12 protein-coding genes and 2 tRNA genes are annotated in these 19324 nt (G+C 59.1%); 6 read left to right on the top strand and 8 right to left on the bottom strand.

Features of this window, described 5'->3' with window-relative positions; all coding sequences use genetic code 11:
- Positions 1-68: 68 nt before the first annotated feature.
- The 3 genes from ACTNAU_RS02360 to ACTNAU_RS02370 all read left to right on the top strand — a co-directional run bounded on the left by ACTNAU_RS02360 (position 69) and on the right by ACTNAU_RS02370 (position 5907).
- Positions 69-428, top strand: coding sequence for an ArsR/SmtB family transcription factor (locus tag ACTNAU_RS02360; protein WP_216400886.1), 360 nt, complete (start codon positions 69-71; stop codon positions 426-428).
- Between the two features lie 32 nt (positions 429-460).
- Complete coding sequence (locus tag ACTNAU_RS02365) at positions 461-3154, top strand: heavy metal translocating P-type ATPase (RefSeq protein ID WP_441097432.1); 2694 nt, start codon at positions 461-463, stop codon at positions 3152-3154.
- 1286 nt (positions 3155-4440) lie between these two features.
- Entirely contained in the window at positions 4441-5907 is a 1467-nt protein-coding gene (locus ACTNAU_RS02370) for an amidohydrolase (protein ID WP_216400884.1), read from the top strand.
- Between the two features lie 162 nt (positions 5908-6069).
- On the opposite strand, the gene ACTNAU_RS02375 is transcribed toward ACTNAU_RS02370, so the two are convergent.
- Positions 6070-7041, bottom strand: coding sequence for a GNAT family N-acetyltransferase (locus ACTNAU_RS02375; RefSeq protein WP_256135173.1), 972 nt, complete (start codon positions 7039-7041; stop codon positions 6070-6072).
- 251 nt (positions 7042-7292) lie between these two features.
- Between ACTNAU_RS02375 and ACTNAU_RS02380 the strand changes: the two genes are divergently transcribed.
- The 3 genes from ACTNAU_RS02380 (at position 7293) to ACTNAU_RS02390 (ending at position 8958) form a co-directional block, all read left to right on the top strand.
- Positions 7293-8591 (top strand): alkaline phosphatase family protein, encoded by a 1299-nt coding sequence (locus ACTNAU_RS02380; protein ID WP_441097433.1) that lies wholly within the window; start codon positions 7293-7295, stop codon positions 8589-8591.
- A gap of 151 nt (positions 8592-8742) precedes the next feature.
- Positions 8743-8829 (top strand) — tRNA-Ser (locus ACTNAU_RS02385).
- A gap of 38 nt (positions 8830-8867) precedes the next feature.
- Positions 8868-8958 (top strand) — tRNA-Ser (locus ACTNAU_RS02390).
- A 132-nt stretch (positions 8959-9090) separates the two neighbouring features.
- Here the strand turns inward: ACTNAU_RS02390 and ACTNAU_RS02395 are convergent.
- The 7 genes from ACTNAU_RS02395 to ACTNAU_RS02425 all read right to left on the bottom strand — a co-directional run bounded on the left by ACTNAU_RS02395 (position 9091) and on the right by ACTNAU_RS02425 (position 19191).
- The gene (locus ACTNAU_RS02395; protein WP_185915660.1) at positions 9091-9420 is read right to left on the bottom strand and encodes a hypothetical protein; all 330 of its coding nucleotides are present in this window, start codon (positions 9418-9420) and stop codon (positions 9091-9093) included.
- Positions 9421-9431: 11 nt separating this feature from the next.
- Entirely contained in the window at positions 9432-12494 is a 3063-nt protein-coding gene (locus ACTNAU_RS02400) for a DUF859 family phage minor structural protein (protein WP_441097434.1), read from the bottom strand.
- A gap of 48 nt (positions 12495-12542) precedes the next feature.
- On the bottom strand, positions 12543-14489 hold the full coding sequence (locus ACTNAU_RS02405; RefSeq protein ID WP_441097435.1) for a phage tail spike protein: 1947 nt from the start codon (positions 14487-14489) through the stop codon (positions 12543-12545).
- A gap of 79 nt (positions 14490-14568) precedes the next feature.
- Positions 14569-15279, bottom strand: a complete 711-nt coding sequence (locus ACTNAU_RS02410; protein ID WP_441097436.1) for a hypothetical protein — start codon at positions 15277-15279, stop codon at positions 14569-14571.
- Positions 15280-15479: 200 nt separating this feature from the next.
- Positions 15480-16085, bottom strand: a complete 606-nt coding sequence (locus ACTNAU_RS02415) for a hypothetical protein (RefSeq protein WP_441097437.1) — start codon at positions 16083-16085, stop codon at positions 15480-15482.
- 187 nt (positions 16086-16272) lie between these two features.
- Entirely contained in the window at positions 16273-17151 is an 879-nt protein-coding gene (locus ACTNAU_RS02420; protein ID WP_441097438.1) for a hypothetical protein, read from the bottom strand.
- Between the two features lie 63 nt (positions 17152-17214).
- Positions 17215-19191, bottom strand: coding sequence for a hypothetical protein (locus ACTNAU_RS02425; protein WP_441097439.1), 1977 nt, complete (start codon positions 19189-19191; stop codon positions 17215-17217).
- Positions 19192-19324 lie beyond the last annotated feature (133 nt).

A 19324-nucleotide genomic window follows, 5' to 3' on the forward strand; every position in this document is an offset into this window, starting at 1 on the left:
GATGAACAGTTATTCATATGTTCACTTGTTTCACCCATTCACCCACTTTGGCGATAGAGGAGGCCCCCATGAAACCTGACGAGCGCTGCCAGGAGCAGCACAAGCACACCTGTCTCATCCAGAGCGCCCGGGCGCACATCCTGGACGACGACAAGCTCGACCCGCTCTGCGACATCTTCAAGGTCCTCTCCGACCCCACCCGGATGCGGATCATCCTCACCCTGGTGGACAGCGAGATGTGCGTCTGCGACATCGCCGGCGCGGTGGAGTGCAGCCAGTCAAACGTCTCCCACCAGCTGCGGCTGATGCGCCAGAGCGGCATTGTCAAGTTCCGCAAGGACGGCAAGTCGGTCTACTACTCCCTGGACGACGACCACGTCAAGACCATCATCGTCCAGGCGGTCAACCACATCTCCCACATGGGGTAAATCGAATACGCGATGGAGGAGGGAAACTTTTTATGAAACAGCGGGTCTACTTTGAACATCTCAGCTGCTCCCACTGCGCCATGAAAATTGAGGAGAAGCTGGAAAAGAGGAAACTCTTTCCCGAGGTGGCAGTGAGTTTTGCCACCGGCGTCATCCTGGTGGAGAGCGATCACCCGGTCAGCGAAGGGGAGCTGGCCGCCATGCAAAAAATCTGCGACGACATCGAGCCGGGGGTCACCCTCTCCCTGCAAAAGCCGGGGACTGCCCCGACCTCAGGCGCGGTTCCCGACAGCGGGCACAAGCTCAGCCATGGGGAACACGACACCTGCGCTTGCGGGCACAACCACCGCCATGGGGAACACGACGCCTGCGGCTGCGGGCACGAGCCCGGCCACGGGGAGCACGACGCCTGCGACTGCGGGCACGACCATGGCCACGGGGAACACGACGCTTGCGGCTGCGGGCACGACCACAGCCACGGGGAACACGACACCTGCGGCTGCGGGCACGACCACGGCCACGGGGAACACAATGCCTGCGGCTGCGGACATGACCACGGCCACGGCGAAGAGGCCGCCGTCGGGGCCAGCGAGCAGGCCGCCCGCAAACTGGCCGCCCGCCCCGGCACCCAGACCCTCCGCTTCACCGGCCTTAGTTGTTCCCACTGCGCCATGAAGATCGAGGAGCGGCTGGAGAAGTCGGGCCGCTTTGAGGCGGTGTCGGTGAGCTTTGCCACCGGGACCATCCTCATCCGCTCCCCGCGCGCCCTCGATTTCGAGGACCTCACCTTCGTCCAGCAGGTGTGCGACGACATCGAGCCCGGCGTCCAGGTCTCCCTGGCCGAGACAGGCCCCTCCAAAAAGGCTGCCCCCAGTGAGGAGGGGGAGGAGAAACGCCCCCTCTGGCCCCTGCTGCTGGCGGTGGTGCTGGCGGTGGCCGGGATGGTGGGCGAACACCTGGCGACGGCCACCGCCGCCCTCTGGATCGCCGACGGCCTGCTGGTGGCGGCCTGTGCCCTGGCCTGTTACGACGTCTGGTACAAGGGCGTCACCGGCATCTTTAAAAAGAGGGTCGACGAAAACCTGCTGGTGACGGTGGCAGTCATCGCCTCCTTCTTCCTGGGCGAGTTCGGCGAGGCCGCCATGGTGGCCCTCCTCTTTAAAATCAGCCTCTACTTAGAAGACCGAGCCGTGGGCGCCACCCGCAAGAGCCTGAACGCCATCACCAATATCCAGCCCGAAACCGCCGCCGTGGCCGGGCCGGACGGCCAGGTCACCGAGACCCCGGCCGAGCAGGTGCAGGTGGGCGACGAGATCGTCATCCGCCCCTCCGACCGGGTGCCGCTGGACTGCGTCATCCTCTCGGGCAGCACCGCGGTGGACAAATCGGCCATCACCGGCGAAAGCCTGCCCGTCAACGCCGCCGAGGGAGACGCTCTCCCCTCCGGGGCCATCAACCTCTCCGGCCTGGTGCGGGCCAAGGTCACCTCCCCGCTGGAGGAGTCCACCGCCGCCCGCATCATCAAGCTGGTGGAGGAGTCGGCCGCCCAGAAATCGAAATCCCAGAAGTTCATCACCCGCTTTGCCGCCATCTACACCCCGGTCATCCTCCTGTGCGCCCTGCTGGTGGCGATCCTGCCCCCCCTGACTGGGCTGGGCAGCTGGAACCACTGGATCTACACCGCCCTGGTGTTCGTCGTCTCCGCCTGCCCCTGCGCCCTGGTCATCTCCATCCCCCTGGGCTTCTACGCGGGCATCGGCGCCGCCTCCAAGCGGGGGGTGCTCATCAAGGGGGGCAAACACATTGAGAACCTGGCCAAACTCACCGACGCTGTCTTTGACAAGACCGGCACCCTCACCGACGGCAAGCTGCAGGTGACCGAGGTGAAGGCCCTGACCGATTTGGGTGAGGGGGAGGTGCTGGCCTACAGCGCCCTGGCCGAACAGTACTCCAACCACCCCATCTCCCGCTCCATCGTCACCCAGTGCCCCCAGCTCCCCGACGAAAAACTCCTCTCGGTGGAGGAGATCGCCGGCAAAGGGGTGCGCGCCCAGCTGGAGGGCAGAGAGCTGCTCTGCGGCTCGGCCCGGCTGCTGCGGGATGCCGGGGTGGTCGTCCCCGAGGGGATCGAGGCCAATGTCCTGCTGGCCATCGGCGGGCAATGCAAGGGCTATGTGGCCGTGGGCGACCAGGTCCGCCCCGACAGCCGGGAGACCATGTCCCAGCTGAAGACCCTCGGGGTGCGCACCGCCATGCTCACCGGCGACAGCGCCAAGGCGGCCGCCAAGGTGGCCGGCCAGCTGGGGCTGGACGACTACCGGGCCGACCTGCTGCCCCAGGACAAGGTGGACGGCCTCCTCTCCCTCAAGGGGGAGGGAAAGACGGTGGCCTTTGTGGGCGACGGCATCAACGACGCCCCGGTCCTGGCCGCCTCCGACGTGGGGGTCGCCATGGGCTTTGGCACCGACGCGGCCATCGAGGCCGCCGACGTGGTGCTGGTCTCGGGCAAGCCCAGCTCCCTCCCCGGCGCGGTCAAACTCAGCCGCCGGGTGATGAACCTCATCAAGTTCAACATCGCCTTTGCCCTCATCGTCAAGTTCCTGGTCATCGGCCTCTCCCTCTTCGGCCTCTCCACCATCTGGATGGCGGTCTTTGCCGACGTGGGGGTCACCGTCCTCTCGGTCCTCAACGTCACCCGGCTGCTGCTGGGCGGCAAAAAACAGTAACCGCACAGACGGGCGGGGCGAAAAATCGCCCCGTCCATTTTTTGCCGCCTGCGGGGACGTGAGCCGTACTTTGCCTGCAGCGCCACTGCCACGGTCGCCGCATCCCCGGCGGGCGCACGGGTGAAAAGGAGGACCGGTAAAATTGTCGCCTCCCCATCCGCACCGTCCCCCGCACACAAGCGGGGCATCCGCAATCGACCCGATGTCGGCGGCCGACTCGTCGTCCTTCCCGCAGGCGATGGCGGGCTCGGGGAAGGGCATCGGTGCAGGCGAAGCCCGGGGGAAACAAAAAGGGACCGCGGTCGCCGCCGATCAACCCCGCCACACCCCATTTCAACCCGCGCGGATACATCGATTGAAATGCTTTCTTCGCCTCCCAAAACGGCCGCCATCTGGCCGCATCCCATGCAGATGCGCGGATTGAAATGCCCTCTCCAGAATTGGCAAACACCTTCTTCCGAGTGGCACCCCACGCGGGTGTGGAGCGCAACAACACTCTTTTGGGGACGGGCAGCCCCAAGCACACCGTCCCCATACAGATGTAGGGAGCGAAATGGGTACGTCGTCAAGATGTCAAGCCGCTGGATCTATCCCCCCCCACATGGTGCGTGGATTGAAATGACCCGGCGACCAAGGCCTTCACCCCTGACGCGGGTCGCACCCCGCGCGGGTGCGCAGATCGAAATATCGCCGCAGAGAATGGCGCGACCTGTCATGAAACGTCGCCCCCTGCGTGGGGGCGCAGATTGAAAGAATATCTTCTTCGAGTCATTCTCGGCCAACCCCGGCTCCCTGCGCGGGCGTGCGGAATAAAAATTGCCAGAGGGAACGCGGCAAACGGTTTTCACTCGCCCGCACCCCGTGCGAGTGCGTGGGCAGCCATTCGCCCAAGTCACCTCCCGCCGCGCCCTTTGCGGCGAACCAACGGCGCACAGCTGTCCACCCGCACCCTTCCCCTCGACACCTTCCCCCTGCGGGAAGCGCCAATTAAAAAGGGCCGCCTGACAATGCCTTTGCAGGGGACCAGCCCTCTCCCCGCGAAGGGCGCGGGTGGAGGTGAAAGCGCGGCGAAGCTGCCACCTCCCGGTGGTGAAAGCGGTGCAAAAGGGCCTCTCTTTTTTATGGAACACGCCGATTTTTGCCGTCCCTCCCCTCCTTCGCTTCAAAAGTGTCCGCCCCTGTGCTACACTGACAGTAGAGCGGAAAGGAGGCTCGCCCCCTTCCCCCGAAACTGCCGGGCACACCCGCCGGGTGCGCGCTTTTTTAAAAAAGGAGGCAATGAACCCATGGATGCAAAACAGCAAGTGCAGGCCGCCGTCCGCGAGAAGGAGGCCGCCATCTGGGAACTGCAGAAGGCCGTCTGGTCGGCCGCCGAACTGGGATACGAAGAGGTCAAGTCCGCCGCCAGCTTCTGCCAAGCGCTGCGGGAGCAGGGCTTTGAGGTGGAGTCCGGGGTCGCCGGCATCCCCACCGCCTTCATCGGCACCTACGGCAGCGGGAAGCCTGTCATCGGCATTCTGGCCGAGTTCGACGCCCTCTCCCAGCTGGGGCAGGCCGCCGCCAACCCCGTCAAGACCCCGGTGCCCGAGAATGAAAACGGTCACGGCTGCGGCCACAGCGCCCTGGGCGCCGGCGCCTTTGGCGCCGTTCTGGCCGTCAAAGACTACCTGGAGAAGACCGGGAAGAGCGGCACCGTCAAACTCTACGGCTGCCCGGCCGAGGAGACTGGCTACGGCAAGACCTTCATGACCCGCGCCGGCTGCTTTGAGGGGGTCGACGCGGTCCTCACCTGGCACCCCTTTGACAACAACGCCGCCTGGGGGGTCAGCTGCCTGGCCAACATCAACATCGTCTTCAACTTCCACGGCCGCACCGCCCATGCCGCCGCTGCCCCCCACGCGGGGAGAAGCGCTCTGGACAGCTGCGAGATCATGAACGTGGGGGTCAACTACCTGCGCGAGCACGTCATCCCCGAGGCGCGGATGCACTACGCCTATCTGGACGTGGGCGGCACCTCCCCCAACGTGGTGCAGGACCACGCCACCCTCAGCTACTTTATCCGCGCCCCCAAAATCTCTCAGGTACACGAGATTTTGGAGCGGGTGAAGGACATCGCCAAGGGCGCCGCCCTCATCTGCGGCACCACCATGGACTGGTACATCCGCACCGGCGTCAGCGACTACATCCCCAACCCCACCCTCACCGGCATCCTCTACGACGCCCTGGTGGACGTGGGCGCCCCCGACTTTGACGAGGCCGACTTCGCCCTGGCCCGCCAGTTCCGCGACTCCCTGGGCGAGGACCTGCGCCAGGCCAGCGATGCGGCCATCCTCAAATCCCGCGGGGAGGAGCACGGCAAGAAACTGCTGGCCCAGGGACTGGATACCGACATCGCCCCCCTGGTCCTCTCCAAGGTCGCCATGCCCGGCTCCACCGACGTGGGCGACGTGAGCTATGTGGTCCCCACCGCCCAGATGGGCACCGCCGGAATGGCCATCGGCACCCCCGGCCACACCTGGCAGATCACCGGGCAGACCTGCTCCTCCATCGGCAAAAAGGCCCTGCTCAAGGCCAGTGAGGCGCTGGCACTGGCCGCCGCGCGGGTGCTGGATGACCCCTCGGTGCTGGAAAAGGCCAAAGCCGAGCTCAAAGAGGAGACCGGCGGACAGTACGTCTGCCCCATCCCCGCCGAGGTCGAGCCCCCGGTCCCCGACTGGGTCTTTGACGAGGCCAAAAAGGCCGGCTTGCTGTAAACCATCCGCCTACATCAAAAAACAGGGGGCGAAGCGCAGTGCTTCGCCCCCTGTTTTTTGCTTTTCTCCCTGCAAAGGCCGCACGCCATCGGCGTCAACTTCCCCGCTGCCAACGGGAAACCTGAAAAACGGGCAGCAAAATTCCCCTTTTACAGGCGCCTTTCAGACATCGGGCTGCGCCGGTACAGCCCGACGGCACTTGCCGGACAGGTGGCTCACCTCCAGGCAGAAAACCGCCACCGCCTGACAGGCCTTTTCCTCAAAGGCCCAGTCCCTGCGTCCGGTCTGGTGGGCCATCAAGATTTCCAGCCCCTGGCGCTTTTCCTCCCCGTGCAAAAAGCGGACTGCCCCCTCGCCGATCAAGCTCCGGTAGGCCCAACCGTGCTGGCAGGCGGTCTCCCCTGCCGTCAGCTCGCCCCCGTCGTCCACTTCAAAACAGGCGCGGGGGGAGCGGCGCAGCAGGTCCAGCTTGCGCCCCTCTCTCGCCGAGTGGAAGTAGAGCCGCAGCCCGCTCCCATCCCAGCTGTAGCCGTAATTCAGGGGCACCAGGTAGGGGCGGTCGCCGTCGCAGAGGGCCAGCCGGCAGACCTTGCAAAGGCGCAGCAGCTCCTCCTGCTGTGCCCGCTGGTCCATGGCGCGCTCCCCCCTCCGCAGCGGCTGGGGTGGGGGCTCGCGCAGCTCCATCCGCCAGAAGTCCGCCGGGCCGGTGGGGGTGTTCTGGCGGTAGACCTCCACCCCTTCAAAGCCCGCGCGCTCATAACAGCGGATGGCCCGGGCGTTGTCGGCGCGCACCTCCAGCAGCACCGGCCGCCGGGGGAAGCGGGCCGCCGCCCGGCTGCAGACCAGGCGCACCACCTCCTGCCCCAGGCCGCGGCCGCAAAATTGCGGCGCCAGCCCCAGGCCGATGTAGACACCCTCCGGGCGCCCCTTCAGCCGGAAAAAGCCCGCCAACTCCCCCTCTTCTGTCAGCAGGGCCCGCCAGTTCTCCCGCCGGCGCTGGGGGTCCGCCAAGCTCCAGCCACTGGCGCAAATCTCCTCCCAGTCCGGCAGGTTGTACATCTGCCAGGGCGGCGGGTAGACCCAACCGCAGACCTCCCTGGCCCGCTCCTCGCTCAACTCGGCAATGGCAAACACCGCAGCGCCTCCTCCCTTTTTGTACAGTCTACCATCCCCCCACCCGCCCGGCAACCCAATTTTCCCCGTCGTCTTTCACAAGAGAATGGCGATAGAATCAGCAATTTGCCAGTTGCACCGAACCGCCTGCCGGTCTACAATGGAATTGGCCCCGTAAAAGGGGAGTTTTTTGCCCCAGATGTAAAAACGTTTTTATATACTGCTTCGGCAGTGTGCGGGCGCTTGCCCGAAAAAAGGAGGGTGTTTTTTCCGTGCAAAAGAGAAAGCTCTATGTTCTCTCCATCGACGCCATGATCTATGAGGACACCGCGTTCATGGAGACCCTGCCCAACCTGGGCCCCTTTGTCAAACGGGCCTCCCGGGTCAAGCGGGTCAAAACCGTCTACCCGTCGCTGACCTACACCTGTCACGCGTCCATGATCACCGGCTGCTACCCCGACCGGCACGGCATCGTCCACAACGAGCAGTTCACCCCCGGCGACCCGCTGCCCATCTGGTACCACTACCGCACCCCCTACCAGGCGCTGGACACCCTGCCCGAGCTGGCCCACCGCAGCGGCTACAAGGTGGGCAGCGTCTTCTGGCCCACCACCGGCGGTCTGGACATCGACTGGAACGTGGCAGAAATTTGGGACTGGTCCTTCCGGCCTGAGGACATGCGCCGCCAGTTGATGGAGAGCAGCACCCCCGCCTTTATCGAGGAGATCTGGCCCGCCTATGGGCAGATCCTCCAGGGCCTCAGCGACCCCTACTTCGACTGGTTTTGCAACCACGCCCTGGCCTACATGATCAGGGAGAAAAAGCCCGACGTCTTCTTCCAGCACCTGTCGGCCGTCGACCACGCCCGGCACAATCTGGGAGTCTTTGCCGAGGGCCTCAAGCGGGACGCCTGGATCCAGCAGGACAAGGAGTTCGGGATGATCGTCCGCGCCCTGGAGGAGAGCGGCGAGCTGGAAAACACCACCTTCTGCATCACCAGCGACCACGGGCAGACCCCGGTGGACCACCTGGTCTGCCCCAACATCAAGTTGGTGGAGGAGGGGCTCATCCGCCTGAACGAGGACGGCAGCCTAAAGGACTGGGACGTCTTTGTCAACTCCGCCGCCCACTCGGCCCACGTCTATCTAAAAAATCCCGGCGACAGCGACCTGCGCGCCCGGGTGGCCGCCCTATTGCGCCGCTGGCAGGACGAGGGCGAACTGGGCATCGAGACCATCTTCACCAATGAAGAGGTAAAGGCGCACCGCCTCACCGGCGACTTCGCCTTTGTGTTGGAGGGAGCCGACGGTTACGCCTACAGCAACAACCTGACCGGGCCGCTGGTCTTCTCGGCGGACAATTCCGACTACAAATACAGCGTCGCCACCCACGGCCACCTGCCCGAAAAGGGCCCTCAGCCCACCTTTATGCTGGTGGGCCCCGGCGTCAAACCGGGAGTCGAACTGGAGTGCTGCGACATCGTCGACGAAGCCCCCACCCTCGCCGCCCTTCTGGGACTGGAGATGAAGGGGGTCGACGGCAAAGTCCTCCACCAGCTGCTGGCCGACTGATCCCGTCACCTCGCCAAACCACCCTGTTTTCTGCAGGAAGCCCGCCCCTCCCGCAAGCCGGAGGGACGGGCTCTTTTGCGCCCTGAAAAATTGGAAATTCCCGTTGACAGCAGGGGGGCATTATGCTAATATAATGGATGTTACTTGCCATGGAGAGGTGTCCGAGCGGTTTAAGGAGCTGGTCTTGAAAACCAGTGACTCGCAAGAGCCGTGGGTTCGAATCCCACCCTCTCCGCCAGCTCTCAACTTTATTCTATAGATGATTCCTTTGACTTTGGAGAAGTACTCAAGAGGTCGAAGAGGCTCCCCTGCTAAGGGAGTAGGGCGGGAAACCGTCGCGAGGGTTCAAATCCCTCCTTCTCCGCCAAAGCCAGCGGCGCACAATGTGTGCCGCTGGCTTTTTCTCTGGAAAGCATGCCGCTCTTATGATATGAGGGAAATCCATGAACACAAAGAGCCCCCGCCTTAAAAGGCGGGGGCTCTTAAATTTCTATGAATGCTATTTAAATTCTTCTCCCAGATCCCTCTCCAATTGACTAAATGCTCCTAGCTCTTTTTTCTCTTCTACTAAAGCTTCTTCTCCCCAAATACCGGGAATTAGCCAGTCTTGCACAGTTTGCGGATACACTGACAAGCGTTGTCTTCCCTCTGGTGAATTGAGTATCGCCTCATTGTGCGGTTCAGGAATCATGTAAATTTCCCCATCTCCTATATCTACCCTGAGTTGCGCCTGAATTGTACAGGATTTGGGAGACACTTCTAAAAGGCGAAATTCCAATCGATCATCCAACAACTCTATCATTCGTCCAGCAATACATATTTGCTCCATTCTCTTTCCTCCTAAGCTATGCGATAAGTAATACCACCAGTAATGACATCTCCACTGTAAAACACTTCATTTCCCCCTAAAGTCCATGGTCGACCGTCTGCCCATCCCATCAATTTGAGCGTTGACGATCCCGAATAACATCCAACAAATACAGATGTCATCGGTGTACCGGTATTGCCATTGGCGTAGAAAAGCACATTTGAGTAGAAAATTCCGCCTGCCCCAATACTGTTACTGGTATATGGCAATCCGGTGATAGAAATTTCTCCTGCTCCGACTTTGCGGCTTGAAATATGTAGTTCAAATGCCGCGTAGACCATTTTCCCAATTCGAGTATACGATCCTACTTTTGACGATAGGTTAAGTTGCGCACAGTTTGGTGTCCAACTTCCCGTACTATATTCACCCGCCGCAATTTCTGTCAGTGTAGGCCTACTCTTGTCCGTATAGTATTTTGTCCATGAAGACCATGTATTGCTCCAATCATAATAGGATCGGGCATACGAGGTGTCGTTCGAATATACCCAAAAAACCTGTTGTATAATTCCCCCATTATTTATTACAGACATAACAAACGCTGATTTTACTGGCATATTGGTATTGTTGGTAACTGAGGCATTAGATTGACACTGGTACCAACCGGGAGTTTTTATATTATCAAAGTTTGTTCCATTAGAAATATATCTTGGACTTGCAATACTTCCCAATAAGTCAGCTGCTCCGATAGCGGAAGGCGTCGGCTTGCTGGCATCATTATAGACCGTTCTCCACGGATTCCACTTACTCGTCGTCACATCTTTTGTGCGAAATCTCAGAATATGCCCACTCTGGGTATTCGATGCCAATTGTAATGTGGCAGTTCCGTTGAGAGCGCCCGCTGAAATATACGGGCCGTAAAGGCCTGACTCTGAAGTCGAGTAGTTGTATCCATATTCACTGGCGGCATCATCCAGCGTATCACTACTATCTCTCTGGCGACGATACAGCATGGCTTCATTTACACGCACCAATCTCTTATCTGCGGAATATACGTCCCCCTCCACATCCAGCGCCCCGTTCTCCCGGATCTTCCCGATCCCCACACCGCCCTTGTCCATGTGCATGGTGGGGATGCCGCGATCCACCGTCCCGGTCTCTGCCGCAGCATTGAGGGCATCCTCGACCGTCACCTCAACCGAAAAGGACTTCCGAAAGTCAAATCCCTCTGCTCCCATGTCCCCGGGCAGGTACCCCTCATACGACCACTCCCCCTTTTGAAAAGTCAGGGGAATGACGTCGCCCTCGACAAACTCTTCCGCCGAGGTGACCTTGTACCGGTAATGGGCCTTCAGCGCGTTGTCCGCCGCGCCAAAATTCCCCGGCCACCACACCCCTTTGATCGTCAGCTTGGTCTTGTTGTCCACATTGTTGTCCCGGCGCAGCTGCATCTGGGTGACCCGCGGCGGAATGTAGTCGACCAAAGCGGCCAACCGCTCCACCACTGTTTGGTTTCCCCGGCTGTCCACCGCTGCCAGCCGCACACTCCCCGCTTTGGCCCTCTCCATCTGGATGGAAACATTTCCCGAAGCCGCATAGCCCCCTGTGGCTGTGGACCCTCCGCAGTAGAGGATGTACTGCTTGATGCTGGCGCCAGTGGTACTTCTGGCCGCCTGTGCAGCGGGCACGGTAACTTTGAGGGTGCTCTCCCCTGCCACCAGCACCTGGTCGTCCCCGGTGAGGGCCGCTGTCGCAGGGCGTGTGTCGGCAAAAGAAAAGCCAGAAAAAATCGGCGCTGCCGCAGCTGGGTCAACGGTGGCCGTCCCGCCCGCTGTGGCGGTGCCGATGAGTTTGCCGTAGTGGTAGCACCAGACGGTGGCCTGGGCCGCCACCGTGTTGCTGTTGGGGGTGGCCGCATACTCTGCCGCCACCTCTGCCGCTGTGGGCGTCCAGGTATAAGCGGTCGCCACCCCGCCGATTTCCTTGATCATCTGCCCCGCCACATAGAGCCGCAGGGTGTGGCTCACCGCATTCCGGCTGCGGGAGATGGAGGTGGTGTACCCACTGCCGATGGTGTGGTCCGGCTTGCTGGTGATGCTGCTGACCGGCGGCGCCGAAGCGGTCCCCGTCAGCTGGGATGTGCCGATGTTTCGACCACAGTGGTAGGCCGTGCAGACCATTTTGGTGGCCACCGATGTCCCCAGGGCGTAGATTTTGGCAATTTCCGCCTCGGTGAGTGTCAGGGAGTACGATGTCCCCACCCCCGTCGCCGTGCGGATGAGGGTCGACCCGGCGAACAGCTGCAGGGTGTGGCTCACCGAACCGCGCAGGCGGTTGACGGTGTAGGTTCGGCTGTCGCCGACCACAAAGGTCGGCGCCGTCTGCAGGGCGCTGTTTCCCACTTGGTAACAGGTGGCGTTGGTGTGGGCGTCCCCCACCAGAGTGCTCCCCGAATAGGTGTTGCACCAAACTGTGGCGCCGGCCGAGCCTGCCGAGCCCATGGCCGCGTAGATCTTCTTGATATCCGCCTCTGTAAAGCTCCAGGTGTGGCTGGTCCCCACCCCACTGGCTGTCTTGATGGCCACCCCGCCCACATCCAGTTGAATCGAGTGGGTGAAGTTCCCGCTGGCCCGGCTGATGTTCACCGTCACATTGTCCCCAGCCGTAAAATTGGCAAGGGAAACCGAGCTGGCCCGCGGGATGTCGTCCAGGGAGTTGGAGGAGTTGACATTCACCGTCCCAATGTGTCCAACCCCCGAGATCGTCACGTCCACCCCCAGCGAGGCGGTGATATTCAAGTATTTGCTGCCGTCGGCGTTGTGATAGACCCGCTTGCTGGCGCTGGCCAGCTGTTTGGGGGTGTTCCCCGCGCTGACAGAGCCGATGACCGTCGTAAAGTCGATCTGGTCCCCATCAATGGTGATGTTTCCGTACTTTGTGGCGTTGGCGCTGATGGACCACCCGCCAAAACAGGTGATGTACAGCTGCGCCGAAATGTCGCTGTAGTTTCCCGAAACGCTCTGCGAGGCGCTCCAGGACAGGGTGAGCTGATAGTGCCCGCCCCCGAAATTCGTGTACCAGCTTCCGCTGCTCGCCATCCTCTATTTCCTCCTCTTGTCGGTCTGCGCAAAACTCCGCTTCCGCCCTCAGTCGTTGACGATCCAAAATACCCCGCCCTCGACAGGCATCAAACGCAGAGCGCCACTCTGGTTCCCCCGGCGGCGGACGGTCAGCCCGTCTTCTGCCGTCAATTTGGAGATTCGCCCCTCGTCCTTGTTGAAATAGGCCACATCCTCCCCCGTGTCGGTGTTGTGGATCAAAAACTGCCGGTTGTCGATCCTGGCGGAGAAGGGGTCCCCCGCCTGGGCGACCTCCATTCCCCTTTCGCTCACCGACACACTGCCAGCAATCAGTTCATTTTTCGCCTGCTGCCAAGCCGTGCAGACCAGCCCCTCTACCAGGGTGATGTCCGCCACCCAGAGCCGCCCCTCCTCAACCGAAAAGGCGATTTCTCCGCTCTGGTCCTGGGCGACAAAGGCCCCGGTGTGCTCCGTCCACTCCTCTATCTCGCCCGACAGGTCGATGGTCACCCCGCCAAAGGAGGCGCTTGCCCCGGTCGCGATCCCCTTCTCCAACTTGCAGCGAAAATACCAGGCGTACTGTCCCCCCGGCACCAGCTTCACCGTCTGGGCCAATCTCCCGCTGCTGTTTTCAAGGCCCTCCCCCAACAGGAATGCGGCCCCGGCCGAGGTGTTGCGCCGGCAGTCCGCCCCGTCATCGCAACAGACCGTCCCCGCCACCGTCCAATCCTCCAGCCCCAGGCGGGCGCCGGACGCCCGCACCAGATTGTCGCCCCCCGTTCGGCTGACCGACAGGGTGATCTCCTCCACCCGCTGCTCGATCTCCGAGGCGCGCTTCTGCATCTCCTCCCCGGTGACATAGGTCTCGCTGACCTCGGTGCGCAGGACATCCTTTGCCTGGGTCACCTGGCTGGCGATCACCGCGTCGGTCTCCCCCTTGGTGTAGGTCTCTGAAATGCGCGCATAGGTGGCGTCTGCATCCACCACAAATTCATTTAGCCGCCGCTCCCCGCTGGCAAGGCCTCGGTCCAGGGCCCCGATCTTCTCCTTGATCCCGGTCTCTAGGCGGCGGCCCAGCCCCTCCAAGGTGGCGGTGTTTTTCTCCCTGCAGAGGGGGAAGTCCCGGTACTCCACGATCTGGTGGTCAACTCGTCCCCCCTCCTCCCGGTCCAAAAGGGTCACCACCTGGTGCAGGGCAAAGGTCTGGGCGCCGTCGGCGATCTTGCACTCGTAAGAGCGCTGCGGGACCGCCAGGGTCTTGAGCATCTCAATGGCCCTGTCCTTGAGCTCCTGCGGGTCCTCGCAGTCCTTGTCCCGGTAGCAGGCGGAGATGACCTTGCCGCTGTAGCTGTGGTCCTCCACATATTCCAGCCCCTCATTGACCGAGGCGATGTTCAGCACCTGGCCGCTCTCTCTGTCCTCTTTGCCATAGGGGTAGAGCCGGGTGGCAAAGTCCCCCGTCTCCCCACAAAAGCCCACCGACAGCAAATTCAGCTCGTCTGTCAAAAATTCCCCCGAAGGCGCCACCTCCGAGGGTTTGATGACCTGTAGCAGCCGTTTGGGCACGTCCCACCGGTAACAGACCCCGTGCACCTCTCTGGCCTTCTCCAGCACGTCGAAATCGGTCCCCGCCTCCAGCTCAACGACCCGCTTTTCGCTCACCAGTCCCCCGGTCTCCCAGCGCCACTCCGGGGGCAGATGGCGGGCAAACAGGTCGGGCAGGGTCTCCTCGCTCCTGTACGCCCTGTAAAACCGGCTCTTGAGCTCGTCCAGATCCAGCTGACAGAAAAACTCTCCCGTCTCGCCGTGGCTGTCCCTTTCCTTCACTAGGTACCGGTTTGAGTCGTCCGAGATCACCGACTCCTCCCGTATCTTCAAGTAGACCGGGTCGCTCTTGGGCACCTCAAAGGTCAGTTCATCTGCTCCCCCCTGCTTGTAGGTGACACAGTAACTTCCCGGAATGGGTTCGATGGCGGCCACCGGCCGCTTCCCCTCTCCACACAAAAACAGCAATGCTTCCCCTCCTCATCCGCACGGCAGAGGGGACGGCCTCCACCGCCCTCTCTCGACCGCTGTCATTTTTCCCTTTTCTCTACAAATAAGTGGGCCGAAAGGCGATCTCCACCGGCACAGGGGTCGACAGTTCCACCCGGTTTTCCCCCGGCAACGACGCTGGGAAGGCGGTGAGGTCGGTGTCCAAAAACCGATTTTTCCCCTCGCAGGTGATCTCCTTTTTCACCCCGTCAATCACAAACCGCTCGCCGGCCTTCAAATTGCGCAGGGTGATCCCCGCCACCGTCAACTCCGCCAAATCCTCTGTCGGCAAAATGGACACCACACAGCCCGAAGCCACGTTGCCCCCGTTTTCATAGCTGCTGCTGTCGGACAGGTACACCACCTGCTCGGCCCCCCGCAGGGTGCCGGCCAGGGTGATTTCCAGGTAGAAATAGTGCTCGATCCCCGTCTCCTCCCGACTGCAGTCGGTGAGAAACCCGTCAAACGCCATCTCGCTGCTCTCCCGGGCCACCTCGCACCTCCGACAGGCCTTCATCAGGTTTGACATCCGCCGCTCTGCCTCGTCGTCGCTCTCTCCCCCCACCACAAAGCGCAGTTTCATCTGTCGCAGATCACTGTCCGCCCCGTAGTGGATAAAGTCCGCCGACCCGCTTGTCCTCTGGTGCGCCTCGCTGGCCTTTCCCAGCGAGAGGGTGCATTCCGCCAAGTCGGCGCCAAATGTCGCAAATGCATCTTTGCCGTCGATCCTGCAAATTTCCCCCACCCGGCCGCCTGCTGTTTTTTCCATCAATATTCCTCCCTCCCAAAATAAAAGCCGCCATTTGAGAGTTCGCCTTTCAAATGGTGGTACGAAAAAGGGGCGCCCCTTCGGTGCGCTCCCTCAAAATGTATATTTGCCCCAACCGTGTAAATGGCTTTGCCATGAGACAGAGACATTCCCCTGCCATCGCTGAAAACCAGGATTCCAAATTTCTCTGCTACCTACTCCTATTGGTCGATGCCCCTGCCACTAGTTGCTGCATCAGCTATTGAGAAGTCAAAATCAAGTATTCTTTTATTGTTTCCCTTCAGCTTTCCATCAATACTAAAATAAAAATGGAATCCCCCTCGGTCTTCAGAATAACTTCCCCCATCATCTGCGAGAGACTGTATGCTTTGCTCCACCTGTTCCCGGTCCTCTTGGCTCAATTTCAAACAGTTCAAAAAAGCGTGTATGTATGGCATGCCGACCGTTGCAGGCCCATAGAGGTGAAATTTTGTAATGGTTTTGGCATTCTCCCTCTCTCTTACGGTGATGAGCAGTTCATTTTCAAGTCTGAATTGAGTGAAAACCTCCCGGTAGGGATGAGAAATCCCATAGATGTCAATATAGCTGGAGTGCTCCGTTATCGTGGGCGAAGACAGGTCCCCAATTTCTTCCGCATTGCCGGCGAGCTCTTTTACAATGAGTTTGTCGTAAAGTGCAATAAACTCATCTTTTCCCAGACCCAACCCCTCATCGGCCTGTGCTTCCATCAGCTTTGTTCTCCCGCAACCGGTCAAAAGGGTGGCCGCCACCAGCAGCACCAGCGCATTCTTCAAAAACCTTTTCATGCTCCCCCTCCTCTTATGTCATTTTACAATAATTTTCACATCCAATCAAACAGAATTATTGTTTGTGACAACTCTTCTTTGACCTACTGCTCTGAAAGGTGTTTTGCACGCACCTCTCACCTACAAAAAGAGAAGTTCGGCCCCTACAAGCCGAACTTCTCTTTTCATTGCAAACCATCCGAGCACTCTACTCTATTACCTCGATCCGGTCTGCAAAAACTCGCTTTCCATATAGTGCCTTCCCCGTATCCCCATAAACTCGGATCCGCTGTCCCACCTCAAACTCGATGAAGCCGTGGAACCTATACGCGTACTCAATATGGTATTCCTTCCCCGTATCGTCTACAATACCCATATTGGTCAGGGATCCAGTCACCCTTGCTGGCGGTAAATGAATCCAGGAAATCTCTCCTTCTGCTACCACTTTGGTTCCTGCATTCAGTTCTATGTCATACAATTCCGGCGTGATCGGCTCGTACTCCTCCTTGTTTACTTCTGAGAATCCATACCGGCTCGCCTTGTAGATCCACACATGGGACGTGCTGCCATCGGGGCAAATCACCACCCGCATCTCCCCGCACTCCACTATTTTACTGTACTCGTCTTCGCTGTAGCTGTCGATCAGCTCCTTGACCTTCTCCCGCGCTCCCGCTTCGTCTAAGTTCTCGTCCCAAACCAGAAACGTCGCTGTCAAGAGGTCTCGCAGGCCACTCGCTTGTTTCCGGGGGTCAAAATACAGGTCGTACTCCCCTGTGTAGTTCTTCTTCGTGTCTACATCGGGATAGACACTGGCGATGTTTTTAACTCCGTCCGGTGTTCTTACCTCAAAAACTTCTGTTCCCAAGTCAGAATCATAGTATACACCGCGCTCTATATTGTACGCCAGCTCATACGTCTCTGCCTTTTCCCCGTACTCCTCCCATAGCCCCTCTACAAAGTTCTTCGCCTCTTCCGGTTGTGACTGTGGATCCTTTTCCACATCGAGTTCATCCTCATAGGGAATACATCCTATCAATCCCACTAAGCAGCAGCACAAAACCAGCAGAAAGCACAGTCCCCTCTTCATTGATCTACCCTCCTTCGCAGATTTCTTATTTTCAGTATACTCTGCTTTGGAAGGTTTTGTCAATTAACTCAAGTTTCGAGCCAATACCCGTGAAATCGTTGGTGCAATTGACCGTCCTACTCGTTCCCCGTCCAACTCCACCATATTGGTCGTTTCAATCATCGCATCCACAGTAGACCGTACTTGAATTGGGCTCTCTCGCAATGCTCTGGCCAGTTTTTCCGCCAGTTCATCACTGTTTTGACCCGCTAGCTGCACCGTCTCCTCAAAAACTCCATTCACCTGTTGAACGATATCCTGCCCCGGCAAATCTGGCAAGGTCAATCGCGCATTCTGGAGGCCTTTTTCCAGCCGCCCTATTACTCCCTTGGCAATGTCGTCGCTCTGCTGGTAGAGGCCCTTTTCTTCGTCTTCCATCCCCAACAGCCCACCCTCCATCACAAAGCGGAATATCTTGCGGGTCTCTCTGGAGGGAGAATGCTCGTCAAAAGCCTTGCGTAACCGACTGAGGATTCCTTTGCCAATGTTGATTGCCTTGCTAAAAAGGCTTGGTTCTGACTTTTCCATCTCCTCCACCATCGGTTTCATTGCTTTTTCCATAGCTTCTCTCGTCTCTTTGGGCATCGAATCATAGCTAGAGACAATGGCTTCTGCCGTCTTCTGCGCGTTTTCGTCGAGCTTTCCACCATACATCTCACTATTGGCCGCCATCCCCATAAAAACACCCAGTTGCTCAACTTCGTTTTGGGACATGTCCTTTGTCAGGCTTTTCCAAATGCTGCTCATTCGATTCTGGTGTTCTGAAGTCTCTCTCCCAATGGCCAAGTTTTTTTCCTCTTCGCTTGTCCATTGCTGCTCATTAAGCGCTTCAATTGTTTCTGTGTATCGCTTGTTCTCATCTTCCATGGATTGATGATTCGCCCCCACCTGCTTAGTAAAAATATCCTGCAGACCTGCTTGCTCTGCATACCCGCTGGCAAAGGCCGCCGTCACTTCTCCTACCTCAGCGTTGGCTGCTTCAATAGATTTCTTTTTTTTGTCCATAAGCGCAGTGTACTCTTCAGCGTATTTGGTATTTTCCATTGTGGCTTCTTCGCCATACCTCTGGTTGAGAAGTACCAGCTCCTGAGTAGTCTGTTCTTCTATAAGTGCTTTTTGCTTGTCTGCCTGTTCCTGGGCGGTGGCGATCCACTGCTCCGCATTGACCTGATATTCCTCAAGGGACATGTCGTGGGTTTCCGCCATCATTACAGCCTGCTGTGCAATTGCCTCGCTCTTCATCTGTTCAGCTGCGACCTGCTGACTGTTGAGCTCTTCTAGCTTGGCAAAATACTCATCAAGGTTATTGGACTGTTCTGTAGTATACTCTCCATTTGCCGCCATGGCCTCTTGAATCAAGTCTCGAATATTTGCCTGAACCTCTTGAATGTCCTGTACGATCTCTGTCTGTTTTTCAGCAGAAACAAACAAGCTGTCGTCAAAACTAGTCAAGTAACCCTGTGCCGTTTGGACTCCTTCTTGAAATCCGTTGAATCCACTGGCAATCAATTCCCCGGTTTTTGCCCGCGCCTCCTCAATATTTTTTACGTAAGCACCTATTCCCGCGCCTAAAAGGCCAATAGCCGTCGTAGCCAAGGCAGACGGAGAGACCATCTCCAAAAGTGTCTGTCCCAATCCCAAACCCTTTTCGCCAGCGTTGAATAAAGACTCACCTGCGTTAGCCGCAGCCTCGCCTACGTTGCCAGCCGCATTTGCAAATCCCCGAGTCCCTTCAGTGGCGTTTAGAAAACCCTCTAACATTTGCTGAATGCTCTCTACCGCTGTTTCATTTTTTATTTTTAGATGATCCAGAGCATTCTCTACTAGAGAAATAGGCGCTGCCAAAAGGCCATAGCTCTGAGCTGCCTCACTTAGAGGGCCACTCAAAACGCCCAACTCGCTTCCCATGTTTGAAGTACTCGTTGCCAGCCGCTCCATCTCATCTCGAACACGACGGATCTGATACTCCAAATTTTCTAGCTCCTTGAGCTCTTCACTCATCTATTCACCCCCAATCTCTGATAAAATTGTGAAAATCCCACTGCCTGTTCGCGGTATCGGGGTGCCTCCCCGCTCTTTTCCATAAGCGCAATATACGCGCAGGCTTCATCAAAACAGTAGGCAGTGTATTCGT

This window comes from Bittarella sp. HCP28S3_D9, assembly GCF_052065655.1.
GTDB classification, from domain to species: Bacteria; Bacillota; Clostridia; order Oscillospirales; family Ruminococcaceae; genus Bittarella; species Bittarella massiliensis.

Excerpts from the sequence above, each read along its gene's own strand:
- ACTNAU_RS02420 (WP_441097438.1), bottom strand. The coding sequence starts at position 17,151 with ATGAAGAGGGGACTGTGCTTTCTGCTGGTTTTGTGCTGCTGCTTAGTG.
- ACTNAU_RS02365 (WP_441097432.1), top strand. The coding sequence starts at position 461 with ATGAAACAGCGGGTCTACTTTGAACATCTCAGCTGCTCCCACTGCGCC.
- ACTNAU_RS02395 (WP_185915660.1), bottom strand. The coding sequence starts at position 9,420 with ATGGAGCAAATATGTATTGCTGGACGAATGATAGAGTTGTTGGATGAT.
- ACTNAU_RS02410 (WP_441097436.1), bottom strand. The coding sequence starts at position 15,279 with ATGGAAAAAACAGCAGGCGGCCGGGTGGGGGAAATTTGCAGGATCGAC.
- ACTNAU_RS02360 (WP_216400886.1), top strand. The coding sequence starts at position 69 with ATGAAACCTGACGAGCGCTGCCAGGAGCAGCACAAGCACACCTGTCTC.
- ACTNAU_RS02400 (WP_441097434.1), bottom strand. The coding sequence starts at position 12,494 with ATGGCGAGCAGCGGAAGCTGGTACACGAATTTCGGGGGCGGGCACTAT.
- ACTNAU_RS02415 (WP_441097437.1), bottom strand. The coding sequence starts at position 16,085 with ATGAAAAGGTTTTTGAAGAATGCGCTGGTGCTGCTGGTGGCGGCCACC.
- ACTNAU_RS02370 (WP_216400884.1), top strand. The coding sequence starts at position 4,441 with ATGGATGCAAAACAGCAAGTGCAGGCCGCCGTCCGCGAGAAGGAGGCC.
- ACTNAU_RS02425 (WP_441097439.1), bottom strand. The coding sequence starts at position 19,191 with ATGAGTGAAGAGCTCAAGGAGCTAGAAAATTTGGAGTATCAGATCCGT.